The organism is Mycobacterium sp. PSTR-4-N, from assembly GCF_022348085.1.
Taxonomy (GTDB): domain Bacteria; phylum Actinomycetota; class Actinomycetes; order Mycobacteriales; family Mycobacteriaceae; genus Mycobacterium.
On record NZ_JAKRFN010000001.1, the window covers coordinates 106,394 to 120,240 of the forward strand.

13 protein-coding genes are annotated in these 13,847 nt (G+C 67.5%); 6 read left to right on the plus strand and 7 right to left on the minus strand.

Going from position 1 to position 13,847, the window contains the following annotated elements; translation table 11 throughout:
- The 6 genes from MHN84_RS00675 to MHN84_RS00700 are packed head-to-tail and all read right to left on the minus strand — an operon-like array spanning position 1 to position 5,427.
- Complete coding sequence (locus MHN84_RS00675; protein ID WP_241202715.1) at positions 1-516, minus strand: nuclear transport factor 2 family protein; 516 nt, start codon at positions 514-516, stop codon at positions 1-3.
- On the minus strand, positions 513-1,361 hold the full coding sequence (locus MHN84_RS00680; RefSeq protein ID WP_241202716.1) for a TIGR03619 family F420-dependent LLM class oxidoreductase: 849 nt from the start codon (positions 1,359-1,361) through the stop codon (positions 513-515). Before MHN84_RS00680 ends, MHN84_RS00675 begins: the two co-directional genes overlap by 4 nt.
- A 2-nt stretch (positions 1,362-1,363) precedes the next feature.
- Positions 1,364-2,158: an SDR family oxidoreductase gene (locus MHN84_RS00685; RefSeq protein ID WP_241202717.1), complete on the minus strand. Its 795-nt coding sequence runs from the start codon at positions 2,156-2,158 to the stop codon at positions 1,364-1,366.
- A gap of 22 nt (positions 2,159-2,180) precedes the next feature.
- Entirely contained in the window at positions 2,181-3,014 is an 834-nt protein-coding gene (locus MHN84_RS00690) for a mycofactocin-coupled SDR family oxidoreductase (RefSeq protein ID WP_241202718.1), read from the minus strand.
- Complete coding sequence (locus tag MHN84_RS00695; RefSeq protein ID WP_241202719.1) at positions 3,011-3,817, minus strand: mycofactocin-coupled SDR family oxidoreductase; 807 nt, start codon at positions 3,815-3,817, stop codon at positions 3,011-3,013. The genes MHN84_RS00690 and MHN84_RS00695 overlap by 4 nt, the downstream gene beginning before the upstream one ends.
- Positions 3,817-5,427: an NAD(P)/FAD-dependent oxidoreductase gene (locus MHN84_RS00700; protein WP_241202720.1), complete on the minus strand. Its 1,611-nt coding sequence runs from the start codon at positions 5,425-5,427 to the stop codon at positions 3,817-3,819. The genes MHN84_RS00695 and MHN84_RS00700 overlap by 1 nt, the downstream gene beginning before the upstream one ends.
- Before the next feature lie 132 nt (positions 5,428-5,559).
- On the opposite strand from MHN84_RS00700, the gene MHN84_RS00705 reads away from it, so the two are divergent.
- The 6 genes from MHN84_RS00705 (at position 5,560) to MHN84_RS00730 (ending at position 12,264) form a co-directional block, all read left to right on the plus strand.
- Positions 5,560-6,639 carry a ferredoxin--NADP reductase gene (locus tag MHN84_RS00705; RefSeq protein ID WP_241202721.1) on the plus strand — a complete coding sequence of 360 codons (1,080 nt, stop codon included), beginning with the start codon at positions 5,560-5,562 and terminating at the stop codon, positions 6,637-6,639.
- Between the two features lie 99 nt (positions 6,640-6,738).
- Positions 6,739-7,920, plus strand: a complete 1,182-nt coding sequence (locus tag MHN84_RS00710; protein ID WP_241202722.1) for an acyl-CoA dehydrogenase family protein — start codon at positions 6,739-6,741, stop codon at positions 7,918-7,920.
- A gap of 13 nt (positions 7,921-7,933) precedes the next feature.
- On the plus strand, positions 7,934-8,842 hold the full coding sequence (bphC, locus tag MHN84_RS00715; RefSeq protein ID WP_241202723.1) for a biphenyl-2,3-diol 1,2-dioxygenase: 909 nt from the start codon (positions 7,934-7,936) through the stop codon (positions 8,840-8,842).
- Positions 8,839-10,296 carry an FAD-dependent oxidoreductase gene (locus tag MHN84_RS00720; RefSeq protein WP_241202724.1) on the plus strand — a complete coding sequence of 486 codons (1,458 nt, stop codon included), beginning with the start codon at positions 8,839-8,841 and terminating at the stop codon, positions 10,294-10,296. Before bphC ends, MHN84_RS00720 begins: the two co-directional genes overlap by 4 nt.
- Positions 10,297-10,447: 151 nt before the next feature.
- Positions 10,448-11,344 (plus strand): IclR family transcriptional regulator, encoded by an 897-nt coding sequence (locus tag MHN84_RS00725; protein ID WP_255729727.1) that lies wholly within the window; start codon positions 10,448-10,450, stop codon positions 11,342-11,344.
- The gene (locus MHN84_RS00730) at positions 11,341-12,264 is read left to right on the plus strand and encodes an alpha/beta hydrolase (RefSeq protein ID WP_241202725.1); all 924 of its coding nucleotides are present in this window, start codon (positions 11,341-11,343) and stop codon (positions 12,262-12,264) included. Before MHN84_RS00725 ends, MHN84_RS00730 begins: the two co-directional genes overlap by 4 nt.
- On the opposite strand, the gene MHN84_RS00735 is transcribed toward MHN84_RS00730, so the two are convergent.
- Complete coding sequence (locus tag MHN84_RS00735) at positions 12,241-13,479, minus strand: NADH:flavin oxidoreductase (RefSeq protein ID WP_241202726.1); 1,239 nt, start codon at positions 13,477-13,479, stop codon at positions 12,241-12,243. The genes MHN84_RS00730 and MHN84_RS00735 overlap by 24 nt on opposite strands.
- Positions 13,480-13,847: the final 368 nt, after the last annotated feature.

The window sequence follows — 13,847 nt, forward strand, 5'->3', positions numbered from 1 at the left end:
TCACCAATCGCCCTTCTCGTCGGGGGCGCTGATCCCGGTGAGACCGGCGATGAGCAACGCCCGAGCATGTGGATCTCCGTTGATCACGCGGCTGCTTCGCCGTGTGATCTGCCAGCGCCCGTCGATCCGCTGCAGCGCGAAGTGGTTGGCCGTCGCTCGCCACACCCGGTAATCGCCACCGGCCGATCCATCGTCGTTGTGGCGCAGCAGTACCAGCGACTCACAGACCGCCACCGCCTCGTCACCGTCGACGCTGACGACGGCAGGGCCCAGGAAGTGGCAGCAGCCGTTGGCCACCAGGTCCTGATGAGCGGACGAGGCAACCATGTCATGAACGCCCTGCCGGCCCGTCATCTGCCAACCCTCCACGTCGTAAGCGCCGTCGATTGCCCACAGATGCGCTGCAGCATCCGCATTCCCGGCGTCGACCGCAGGGCCGTACGACGCGATGAGCTTGGCGATGGCGTGCTCGTCGAGCAGCTGTTGCAGCGCCACAGCATGAGTGGAATCGCTCACCGTGCGCCTCCGAGGTCTCGTAGTCGGGACAGTTGGTCGCAATAGTGCGGCGCGCTGTTGGCACGCACGGAGCATGTGATCGCGGTCGCGCCGGCGTCGCGTAGCCGCGCGAGCTGCACGCGGACGCCGTCGGGATCTGCCTCCGGGTCCACGGCAGCGGAGAGCACGACCTGGAACTGCCCCGGCAGGTCGACGGAGGAGAGCATCTCCGACACCTCCTGCGCGCTCAGGCCGAAAGGCATCCAGCCATCAGCCAAAAGTGTGGCGCGGCGGAGCGAGGCCGCACTGCTACCGCCGACCCAGATCGGCATCGCAACCTGCTGGGCGTGGGGCAACACGGTCATTGCGCCGTAGTCGTAGAAAGCACCACGATAGGCCGGTGTCGGCGTGGACAGGGACGCGCGCAATGCGCGAATCGCGTCATCGGCGCGGGCCGCCCGTTGCTGCCACGGCGCGCCGAGGAGCTCGAATTCCTCGGTGAGTGTGCCGATGCCCACCCCGAGCGTGACACGGCCGTCACTGATCCGATCCAGGGTGCCGTAGCTCTTCGCGATCTGCAGAGGATGGTGGTAGCCCAACACGAGCACCGCCGTTACCAGTCGGATGCGGCTGGTGTACGCCGCGAGGTAGGACAGGGTGGCCAGCGGATCCCAGTAGGTGGCTCCTCGCCGCTCGGCGCCTTGGGTCGGAATGGCCACGTGTTCGGAACAGGTGAGGTAGTCGAAGCCCAATTCATCAGCAGCCATCGCGATCCGCGAGAGATCCCCGGACCCAGCGTGGGCCTCCCACGGCGAAGCGGCTCCGGGCGCCTGAACCACCACGGGCGTGGATACCCCGAGGCGCACAGTCAGTGCGCCCCGTCGATCAAGGCTTTGATGGCCTCATGGGCGCCGAGCACCACGCGCGCCCGGTCGGGTCCACTGTTGGCCTCCGCGGTCGCGGCATTGCCACCAGCCACCCAGATCGGCCCATCGCCCAAGTGAGCCAGACCTTCTGCAGCGACATCGGCGGGTTCGTCGACACTGATACCAGGGGCGTCGAAGTTCAGGCCCACGCGTTCCATTGCGGGCGTGCGAGTCACACCGAGCACCAATTCGAGAACGTCGACGTTGCGGTCTCGCAGCTCCAGCCACAAGCTCTCGGCGAAGATCCGGGAGAAGGCTTTCGCGCCCGCATACACCGTGTGCCTCCACGCACCCATGTAACCCGCCAGCGATCCGACGATCAGGATGCCGCCGCGCTGTCGGTCGGACATGGGTCGCCCGAAGTGCTGAACCAACTCCATCATGCGAGTGACGTTGAGGTCGTTCACCTTCCGAAACTCGTTCAGGTCGGTGTCGAGGAACAGTTCGTTGCACGTGCTGGCCCCTGCGTTGTAGACGAACAACCCCACTTCGAGGTCAGCGGTCCGAGAGGCGATTTCGGCCACCGCGTCGATGTCGAGCAGATCGACGGCGATGGTGCGTACGTCAGCACCCAGGTCACGACAGCGCTGCGCGGTGTCGGCCAGCGGTCCGGGCTTGCGTGCGATGAGCACCAGGTTCATACCGGCCTCGGCCAGTTGCCTGGCGAACTCGGCCCCGACTCCCTCTGACCCGCCGGCGATGACGGCCCACGGTCCGTACTTGCTGCGATCGATCATCGATGAGCTCCTCTTCTTGTGGTCAGCGCTGGGTGGCCCCCGCGTCGATGGGCAGGCAAGCGGCGGTGATGTAGCGGGCCTCGTCAGAGGCCAGGAACAAACTGGCGTTGGCAACGTCTACCGGGTCGACCCACGGCACCGGCAGCAGGTTCATGCGTGCTGCCGCCTCGGCGAACTCCGCCCGGTTCGGCGGGTGGTCGAGATCGGGACGGAAGGCGGCGCGGACGGCGTCGTTTTGGATCAGTGGCGTGTCGACGTTGGTGGGATGAAGGGTGTTGACCCGCACGGCATGCGGTGCCAGGTCGTGGGCGAGGCTGCGCATCAGCCCGACCACCCCGTGCTTGGCGGCGGTGTAATGGGCGACGCCACCCAACCCGCGCATTCCGGCGATCGAACTGACCAACACGATCGATCCGCCGCCACGTTCGATGAGATGGGGTGCCGTTGCCGTGCAGGTGTGCCATACGCCCGTGAGGTTGACGTCGATCATGGTTCGCCAGGTCTCCTCTGACATGTCCACGGCCGCTGCACGGGACGTGATTCCCGCAGTGGCGCAGACGATGTCGAGCCCCCCGAAGTGTTCGGCATTCCGGGTGACGGTCGAGGCCAAGGCGTCGGCGTCGCGCACGTCGGCGACGCAGGTACTGATGCGACCTCCCGCGTGCTCGACGAGACGGACCGTTTCGGCGAGGTTGGCCGGCGTGCTCGGCGGTACCCGCACGGTGTCGACGGGGCCGCACAGATCGACCGCGATCACGTTCGCGCCCTCCTCGGCGAACCGCACTGCCTGGGCGCGCCCGATACCGCGCGCCGCACCGGTGATCAGCGCGACCTTGTTGTTCAGCCGCCCGGTCATACCGTGGTCTTCTGGGTGAGGCCGGCGTCGACGACCAGCTGTGCGCCGGTGACGTAGCGGGCCTCCTCGGACGCCAGGAACACCGCGGCGTTGGCGACGTCGACACACTGCACCCACGGCACGGGAAGAAGATTGCGGGCTGTGAGCACCTCGGCGGCGTCCTCCTCGGTCGGGTTGACCAGATCGGGTCGCAGCCGTGCGAACGTCTCGGGATTACGCACCATGGGCGTGGCGACGGCGCCGGGGTGCACGGTGTTGACGCGGATGCTTCGTGACCCGAGTTCGTTGGCCAGGGTGCGCGCCAGTCCCACCACGGCGTGCTTGCTGGCGGTGTAGTGGGCACTCCCCGCGGTGCCGCGTATCCCGTTGGTGGAGCTGATGATGACGATCGTGCCACCGTCGGCGCCGATGTGCGGGACACCCGCTTTGACGGTGTGCCAGACGCCAGTGAGGTTGACATCCAGGGTGCGCTGCCAGTCTCGAGCGGAGATCTGCCACGCTGGTCCGCCGGCGCTGTGGATGCCGGCGTTGGCGACGATCACGTCGAGGCGTCCCAACTGGGCGACCCCGGCGTCAACGGCCGCGGTGATCCCCTCGAGGTCACTGACGTCGGCCAGGCCGGTGACCACGCGGCGACCCCGCTCGATCACCGCGTCCGCGGTCTGCCGCAGGCCCTCGGCGGTCTCGGCGCGGTCGAGTGCCAGTACGTCGGCTCCGGCGTCGGCGAATCGTTCGCAGTGCACGCGTCCGGTTCCACCGGCGGCACCCGTGACGAGGACGACCTTGCCGCGCAGACCCGACATCAGGGCGCCGCGAGCAGCTCGAAGCCTTTGTAGCCGGCGTCTGCGACCTCGCGGCAGATATCGAGATACGTGCCGAACCCGCCGATGAACAGCATGAACTGGCGTGGCTTGCCGGGCACGTTGGCGCCCATGTACCAGGAGTTGGCCCGCGTGAAGAGTGTGGCCTCAGCGCGCCGGGCACATTCGGCGCCCCAACTGTCCACAGCGTCCGCGGTCGGTTCGATCGCGGCGTACCCCCGGTCGTCGAGGTAGGCGATGGCCTCGGCGATCCAGTTCACATGCGCCTCAGCATGCAACACCATGTTGGCCAGCACCGCGGGCGCCCCCGGTCCGGACACCAGGAACAGGTTGGGGAATCCGTCGGTGCCCAAGCCCAGATACGTCCGCGGCCCGGCAGACCAGTCGTCGACCAACTTCTGTCCCCCGCGGCCGGTGATGTCGATCTTCGCCAGCGTGCCGGTCAGCGCGTCGAAACCGGTTGCCAGCACCAGCGCGTCGATGTCGTAATGCTTCTCCGAGGTGCTGATGCCGGTGCGGTCGATCGACTGGATCGGCGTCGCGCGGACGCTGACCAGGGTGACGTTGGGTCGATTGAAGGTCTGGAAATAGTTGGTGTCGGTGCAGATCCGCTTCGTTCCGATGGGATGGTCGGTGGGGATGAGCAGTTCGGCGACGTCCGGGTCGTCGATGACGGCGCGGATCTTCTCCTCGTAGAACTTCCGGGCTTCGTCGTTGGCCTCCGACGAGATCATCTGATCACTGAAGGTCTTCGAGAACAGCACACCGCCGAGTTCCCATCGCTTCTCGAAGGCAGCGCGACGCTCGTCGGGGGTGGCCTCCATGGTCAGCTTCGGATGAGCGACGTGCGGCGAGCCGCCGCCGCTGCGCCAGGACATGTGGCGGCGCTGCGCGTAGTTCGCTTTGATATCGGCGACCTCGTCGCTGTCCAGTGGTCGATTGCCCGCGGGCACACTGTAATTGGGGGTGCGCTGAAAGACGTAGAGGTGTTCGGCCTGCTCGGCGATGATGGGAATGGACTGGATACCCGAAGATCCGGTGCCGATGACCGCGACGCGCTTACCGGTGAAGTCGACGTCGTGCGGCCAGTGCGCCGTGTGGTAGGTCTCGCCGCCGAAGGTGTCCAGCCCGGGAATGTCCGGCGTCATCGCCGCCGACAACGGTCCGGTGGCCATCACGACGAACCGGGCGTCGACCCGTTCACCGGAGTCGGTCGTCACCGTCCACCTCAATGCGGATTCGTCGAGTGCAGCGCCCGTGACCCGAGTGTTGAACGTGATGTCGCGCCGCAGATCGAGTTCGTCGGCCACCCAGTTGATGTAGGCCAAGATCTCGCGTTGGGTGGCGTACTTCTCCGACCACGTCCACCGCTGTTGCAGGTCATCGGAGAACGAGTAGCAGTAGTCGACGCTTTCGACGTCGCAGCGCGCGCCAGGGTAGCGGTTGTAGTACCAGGTGCCGCCGACATCGGGGGCGGCTTCGAAGACGCGCACGGACAGGCCCTGCTCGCGAAACTTGTGCACGGCGTACAGGCCACCGAAGCCGGCGCCCACCACAACCACATCCACGCGAGAAATCGATCCACTGCTCACGCGCCGAACGGTAGGCCGTCTTCGACGGGGTTCCCGCCGATTCTCCCGGTCACCGGGCGACGTGACTGGATCTCCCGGCCATCGGACCGACCGGGTTGGCGATAGGCGCGACGACCGCCAGGATCAGCGCCCATGACCGACCTCGACACCGGCACCGAAATCGTCGGCGCAGGCCGCGGGGTGGTGCTCCGGGTGGCTGAGGTCATCGACGAGAGCGCCGACGCCCGATCACTGGTCTTCGACATCTCCGACGATGAACGTGACGCGTTCGCCTACCGGCCCGGACAATTCCTGACGATCCGGGTGCCCAGCGATCAGACCGGATCGGTGGCCCGCTGCTACTCGTTGGCCAGCTCCCCGCACACCGATGCGGCCCCGAAGGTGACCGTGAAGCGCACCGTCGATGGATACGCCTCGAACTGGTTGTGCGACAACGTTTCTGCTGGGGATCACCTCGAGGTCCTACCCCCGGCGGGCGTGTTCACCCCGGCGGACCTCGATGCAGACTTCCTGCTGTGGGCCGCCGGCAGCGGCATCACCCCGGTGATGTCCATCCTCAAGTCGGTCCTGTTCGCCGGCAGCGGACGGGTGGTGCTGTGCTACGCCAACCGGGACGACGCCTCGGTGATCTTCGCCGCGGAGTTGCGTGATCTCGCGGCACGGTACGCCGGCCGCCTGACGGTGCTGCACTGGCTGGAGTCGCTGCAGGGGCTGCCCACCCGCGCGCAGATGAGTGGTTTCGTCCGCACCGTCTTCGGCGGATCGACCGCCGTCGAATCGTTCATCTGCGGTCCGGCCCCGTTCATGGCCGTGATCAAGGAGTCCCTGAGTGAGGCCGGGGTGCCGCGCGAGCGGATTCACCTCGAGGTCTTCCAGTCGCTCTCCGGTGACCCGTTCACCGACGATGCCCGCACCGCGGCGGCACTGGCCGACGATGCGGATGCCGCCGCTGTGCGCGTCGACCTCGACGGTCACTCTCACGAGTTGCGCTGGCCGCGGCGCGCCACGCTGGTGGAGACCATGCTGGCGGCCGGGCTGGAGGCGCCGTACTCATGCCGGGAGGGCCAATGCGGTTCGTGTGCGGCGACGTTGATCCGCGGTCAGGTCGACATGGCCACCAGCGACATCCTCGAAGCTGACGACATCGCCGACGGGCTCATCCTCGGCTGCCAGGCTCGGCCGGTCACCGACGACCTCCACATCGAATTCTGAATTCACTTTCCGGGGCTTCCGCTGACCGGGAATCCCGCCCGCCGCACTCCAGACCGCGGTACACCATTGACACAGGCCAGCGACGAAGAGGACCACGACATGACTGAGCGGGTAATCGACCGGTTGAGCGAGTATGCCGAGCAGATGCGCACCCAAGGCGCAGAGGCCGAGAAGATCGGCAAGCTCACCGACGAGACGGTCAAGATGATGAAGTCGGCGGGCAACATCCGCCTGCTGCAGCCCACCGAACACGGTGGCCTGCAGGTGCACCCGCGCGAGTTCGCGGAGACGGTGATGGCCACGGCAGCGCTCGACCCGTCGGCCGGCTGGATCAACGGTGTGGTGGGCGTGCACCCGTATCAGTTGGCCTACGCCGATCCGCGGGTGGCTGCCGAGATCTGGGCCGACGACGTCGACACGTGGGTCGCCTCACCGTACGCTCCGCAGGGCGTCGCCACACCGGTTGACGGCGGCTACATCTTCAACGGCCGCTGGCAGTTCAGTTCCGGCACCGACCACTGCGACTGGATCTTCCTTGGGGCGATGATCGGTGACGCCGAGGGCAAGCCGCTGATGCCCCCGCAGATGCTGCACATGATCCTGCCGCGCACCGACTACGAGATCGTCGATGACTCCTGGAATGTCGTGGGATTGCGAGGCACCGGCTCCAAGGACGTCATCGTCAAGGATGCGTTCGTGCCGTCGTACCGGACGATGGATGCGATGAAGGTCATGGACGGCACCGCTCAACGCGACGCCGGGATGACCGAGACGCTCTACCTCATGCCGTGGTCGACGATGTTCCCCTTGGGCATCAGCGCAGCGACCATCGGCATCGCCGAAGGCGCGCTGGCCGCCGCACTGGACTATCAGCGTCAGCGTGTCAATTCCAGTGGCGTGGCGATCAAGGACGATCCCTACGTCATGTACGCGATCGGCGAGGCTGCCGCCGACATCAACGCCGCCCGCCAGGAATTGTTGGCCAACGCCGACCGCATCTACGACATGGTCGACTCCGGTCGTGAGGTGTCCTTCGAGGACCGGGCGGCCGGGCGGCGCACCCAGGTCCGCGCGGTGTGGCGCGCCGTGTCTGCAGTCGACGAGATCTTCGCACGCTGCGGCGGTAACGCCGCCCGGATGGACAAGCCGCTGCAACGGTATTGGCGCGATGTGCACGTCGGTCAGGCGCATGCCATCCACGTCCCCGGCACCGTCTACCACGCGTCAGCACTGAGTTCCCTCGGCGTCGACCCGCAGGGTCCGCTGCGGGCCATGATCTAGGAGCACCCCTGCGATGGGATTGATCAAGAGCCTCGGCTACGTCACCGTGGCGGCCTCCGATATCGACCGGTGGCGCCACTTCGCCTACGACGTCCTCGGTTTCGCCCGCGGGCACGGTCCTGACTCCTCCGCCCTGTACCTACGGATGGACGAACGGGCCGCCCGCATCATCGTCATCCCCGGGGACGTCGACAAGATCGTCACCGTCGGATGGGAGGTCCGCGACCACGCCGATCTCGAACAGGTCAAAGCGACCCTGGACGGCGCCGGTGTGCCCTACAAGCAGCTGTCATTGGAGGAAGCCGACGCGCGACGCGTCGAGGAGGTCATCGCCTTCGAGGACCCGGCGGGCACCTCGCTGGAGGTGTTCCACGGCGCGGTGCTCGACCACTCCCCCGTCGTCACTCCCCACGGAGCCCGCTTCGTTACCGGTGCGCAGGGGCTGGGCCACGTCGTCCTGCCCGCCCTCGACGTCAACGCTGTGTTCGAGTTCTACACGGAGGTACTGGGTTTCACGTCCCGCGGCGCGTTCCGCGTCCCCGTGCCTCCGGAGTTCGGGCCGGTGCGCGTCCGGTTCATGGGCGTCAATCAGCGCCACCACAGCCTCGCGATCTGCCCTGCACAGACGGTGCGCGACCCCGGCCTCATCCATCTGATGGTCGAGGTCGACGCTCTCGACGCCGTCGGTCAGGCGCTCGACCGGGTCAACGCCGAGGGATTCCAGCTGTCCTCGACCCTGGGACGGCACACCAACGACAAGATGGTGTCGTTCTATGTGCGCGCCCCCGGCGACTGGGACATCGAGTTCGGCACCGAGGGCATGCTCGTCGACGACGAGCACTACACCGCCGAGGAGATCACCGCCGACAGCTACTGGGGTCATCAGTGGGTGTCCGACCTACCGGCGGCCATGCGCCCGTGACAGATGTCGTCCCCGTCGCCGCCGCGACCGTCACGTCCTGGGACCACCACGCCGACGTCGTGATCGCCGGTTACGGCGTCGCGGGCGCGGCAGCCGCCGTGGAGGCCGCCCGTGCGGGGGCCCAGGTCCTGGTGCTCGAGCGCAGCGGATCCTGGGGTGGGGCGGCGGCCATGGCCGGCGGGTTCATCTACCTCGGCGGTGGCACGCCGATCCAAACCGCCTGTGATTTCACTGATTCCGTGGACAACATGGCCGCATACCTCAATGCCGCCATGGGCCCCGGCGCCGACGAGCGCCGGATCGCCGACTACTGCGCCGGCAGTGTCGCCCACTTCGAGTGGTTGACCGGCTGCGGCGTGCCCTTCAAAGCCGAGTTCTTTGATCAGCCCGGCTGGGAGCCGATGGGCGACGAAGGGCTGATGTACAGCGGCGGAGAGAACTCCTACCCGTTCAACACCATCGCCGACCCCGCGCCGCGCGGCCACGTACCGCAGATGCAGAACAAGAAGCAGGGGGAATCGAGCGCCGGCTTCATGCTGATGAAAGGCCTCGTCGAGACGGCCACGGCCGCAGGCGCCCAGGCGCTGTACGACGTGCGCGTGCAGGCGCTGATCGTCGAATCCGACGGCCGGGTGGTCGGTGTTCGGGCCCGCCGCTACGGCACGACGATCGACATCCGCGCCCGGCGTGGGGTGGTGCTGGCGACCGGGAGCTTCGCCTACAACGACGACATGGTGGCGCGATACGCGCCGCGCATCGCCGGCAGACCGGCCGCCTCCATCGAACAGCACGACGGCCGCGCGATCAGGATGGCCCAGGCGCTCGGCGCGGACCTCGCACACATGGACGCCACCGAGGTGGCGTTGTTCGTCGATCCGCAGCAACTGGTGCGCGGTGTCCTGGTCAACGAACGGGGCCAACGCTTCGTCGCCGAAGACACCTACCCCGGTCGGGTCGGACAGCTGACCCTCTACCACCAGAACAACACCGCCTACCTCGTCCTCGATGAGACCGCGCAGGCCGAGGCGATGGCCTCTCTCTCGCCGCAGCTGATGATGCGCCCACCGACCTGGGTCTGCGAAACCGTCGCCGAGCTCGAGGCCGAGATCGGATTACCCTCTGGCTCACTGCAATCTACCGTCGCCGCCTACAACGACGGCGCGACCGAGGGTCGCGATCCGCTGCTGCACAAGAAACCGATGTGGCTGCGGCCCCTCGGATCGCCGATCGCCGCGATCGATCTGCGGGAGTCCACGGGCGGGTTCACCCTCGGCGGACTACACACCACCCTCGACGCCGAGGTTCTGCACGTCAGCGGAGATCCGATCCCCGGACTCTTCGCCGCCGGACGCTGCAGCGCCGGACTCGCGGCCTGGGGCTACGCCAGCGGCGTCTCGCTGGGCGACGGGAGCTTCTACGGACGCCGCGCCGGACGCGCCGCCGCGCGCGGCTGACTCACCGGGGCTAATTCAGGTACCGCGCCGACCACGGCGGGTATCGCTCTGTGGGCCCCGTCAGACACCTTTACCGAAACACGCCGTCACGCGATTCATGTGACAGCGCCCACAGCCCTGTGCTACAAAGAGGCATATTACTAATAGGCATATGCCTCAGCGGTATGTGTGGAGCACGGAGGAGCGCATCGTGACGGTTACGGTCGAGAAGGCTGTGGACAAGACGAACGAAACACCCAGCGCGGTCATCGACCGGATCTCCCTGGTTCTCGACGCCTTCGACGGACCGGGACGGCTCACCCTGGCGCAGATCGTGCGCCGCACGGGCCTACCCCGTTCCTCCGCACACCGCATGCTCGAACGCCTGGTCGCGCTTCGCTGGCTGCGCCGCGACGGCCGTGACTACGAATTGGGCATGCGGCTGGTCGAATTGGGCTCGCTGGCGCTGCATCAGGACCGCATCCATCGTGCCGCAATCCCACTGCTGCGCGATCTGCATCGGGCCACCGGCCTCGTGGTGCACCTCGCCGTGCTCGACGGCTCTGACGTGGTGTACCTGGAGAAGATCGGCGACCAGATGGCGGCGGCCATCCCGACCCGGGTCGGGGGACGCCAACCGGCGCACTGTACGGCCGTCGGGAAGGCCATCCTCGCCGACAACGAGAACGCGCTCGTCGATCTGTCGACCCGCAAGACCCGCTACTCCATCGCCAACGCCGCCCAGTGGAGCGCCGAACTGGCCCGAGTGCGTGCCCATGGGGTCGCCGTGGAGCGCGAGGAGTCCCTGGTCGGCTTCGGGTGCGTCGCCGCGCCGATCGGCCCTGCCGGTCAGGCTGTGGCGGCGGTGTCGGTGTGCGGCCCGATCTCGCGGATGACCTTCGACCACCGCATGGCGGCACCGGTGCGCATGACCGCGATGGGGATCTGGCGCAATGCCGAAGACGGGCCCGACCGCGTCGCGCCCACTCTGCAGCCGCTTCGCCCGCTGCGGGGCGGACCCGCGCCACGGCCGATGGAGACGCGCCACGCCACCCTGTTGCCGGCGTGAGACTCGATTCGCAGGTCGCTGCCATCATCGAGGGACTCGATTCGGGGTTCCCACCGGTGCACGAGATGACCGGGGCGCAGGCGCGCGCCGCGATCCGCGCCCGGTTCGTACCCAACCCGGCACCCGAACCGGTCGCCCTGGTGGAGAACCATGACATGGCCGTCGACGGCGGCAGCGTCGCTGTCCGCGTCTACCGACCCGACGCGGCGGGGCCATTGCCGCTGCTGGTCTACGCCCACGGCGGCGGGTTCGTGTTCTGCGATCTCGAGAGTCACGACGGGCTGTGCCGCAACTTGGCCAACAGCGTTGGCGCGGTGGTGGTTTCGGTCGACTATCGACTGGCACCCGAGCACCGTTGGCCGACGGCCGCCGAGGATCTGTACACCGCCATCGAGTGGGCGGTCGACCATGCCGCCGACTTCGGCGCCGACGCCGCCCGCGTGGCCGTCGGTGGTGACAGCGCCGGCGGCAACCTCGCCGCAGTGACAGCGCTGATGGCCCGTGACCGTCGAGGCCCGGACCTCGCTGCGCAGCTGCTGCTCTATCCGGTGATCGCGGCCGATTTCGACACGCCCTCCTACCGGGCGTTCGGAACCGGCTACTACAACCCCCGCCCCGCCCTGCAGTGGTACTGGGACCAATACGTGCCGACCGTCGGTGACCGCTCCCACGCCTATGCGAGTCCGCTGGGCGCCGACCTCGCAGACCTTCCGCCGGCAGTGGTGGTGCTCGCCGGTCACGACCCGCTGCGAGACGAGGGCTGTGCATACGCCGATGCGTTGTCGGCGGCAGGCGTGCCGGTGACCCGCTGCCTGTACGAGGGCGGCATCCACGGCTTCATGACGATGCCGATGCTCGACATCGCCCACGAGGCCCGCCGCGAAGCCGGCGAGGCCTTACGGCAGGTGCTCGACCGGTAGCGACGCCGTCGTCGGCGCGTCCTGCCCGGACGCCACCGGACCGTAGCGCTGGTCGGGGTCGAGCACGCAGTGCGTCCGCTCGAACACCGTCACCATGCACTTGTTGTTGTGGTTGCAGCGGCTGCGTGACGCCGGCTCGGCCATCATCGTCCTCACCCGGTCGGGTTCGCGCAGGAGCGCCCGCCCGATGGCGAAGAAGTCGAATCCTTCGGCCATGCCGGTCATCAGGTGGGCGCGTTCGGTGATGCCACCGAGCAGAATCAGCTTCGTGTTGGCCATCAGCGGCACGAATTGGCGTGCCGCGTCGAGCATGTAGAGATCGTGGTAGGGATAGTCGCCCATCGCCTGCTTGCCCACCACCCGTATCGCCGGACGCAGCGCACGGGGCATCACCCGCGCGAACTCCTTCACCGGCGTGTCCCCGCGAAAGAGATACATCGGCTTGTAGACCGACGAGCCCTGCGTCAACTCCAGCGCATCGAGGGTGGCGTCGGCGTCGAGCAGTTGCGCGGTTCGCAGGGCCTCATCGATCCAGATGCTGCCGGGCACTCCGTCATCCATGTCGAGCTTGGCGATCACCGCGATCTGATCGCCGACCACCGCGCGGACATGCTCGGCGATCTCACGCACCAACCGTGAGCGATTGTCGATCGACCCGCCGTAGCCGTCCTTTCGCCGGTTGATCAACGGACTGAGGAAGGAGCTGGGCAGATACAGGTGCCCGAAATGCAGCTCCACCGCATCGAAGCCCGCATCCACGGCTACCTGGGCGGCCGTGCCGAATTGTGCGATGACAGTTCGGATCTCTTCGACGGTGATGGCACGGCAATACGCCATCGACGTCGGGTTGACGAATCTGCTGGGCGCCACAGCAGTCACCCCGGTGAGCTTGCGGGGCGCCACCACCCCGGCATGGCCGAGTTGCGCCGAGATCGCCGCGCCGGCGTCGTGCACCGCGTCGGTCAGCTTGCGCAGACCCGGCAGCGCGGCCGCGCTCATCACGATCTGGCCTGGCGCGCTGGCCGCCTGGGGAGACACACAGCAGTACGCGACGGTCGTCATGCCGACACCGCCCTCGGCGAAAGCGCGATGGAAGTCGATCAGGTCGTCGGTCACCTGACCGTCGGGTGACCGGCCCTCCGAGGTGGCCGCTTTGATGACACGGTTACGCAGCGTCACCGGTCCTAGCCGGGCAGGACTGAACGGATCGCTCATCGAATCACCATCGCGTCGGTCGAATCGGCGGTCAACAGGGGCCTCCCGGCAGCCGGGAAGGCCATCACGTCGACGCAGGAGGCGAACGTAGCCTCGCGCCATGAGTGAGGTCTTCGTCGTCGACCGGGTGATCACTGCCCCGGGCCGCGCCCGCGAGTTCATCGACGCCTACCTCACCGGTTATGCCCCCGGCGCGCGCGAGCGCGGGATGACCCTGCGTGACGTGCTCGTGAGCCCACCGATCTGGTTTCCCGACCGCACCAACGCCGTCACCATCACCTGGGCCCTGCCCAGTCCCCTGGCCTGGTGGCAGATGACGTGGCAGGGTCGACCCGACCCGACACTCGCTCAGTGGTGGTCCACCGTGG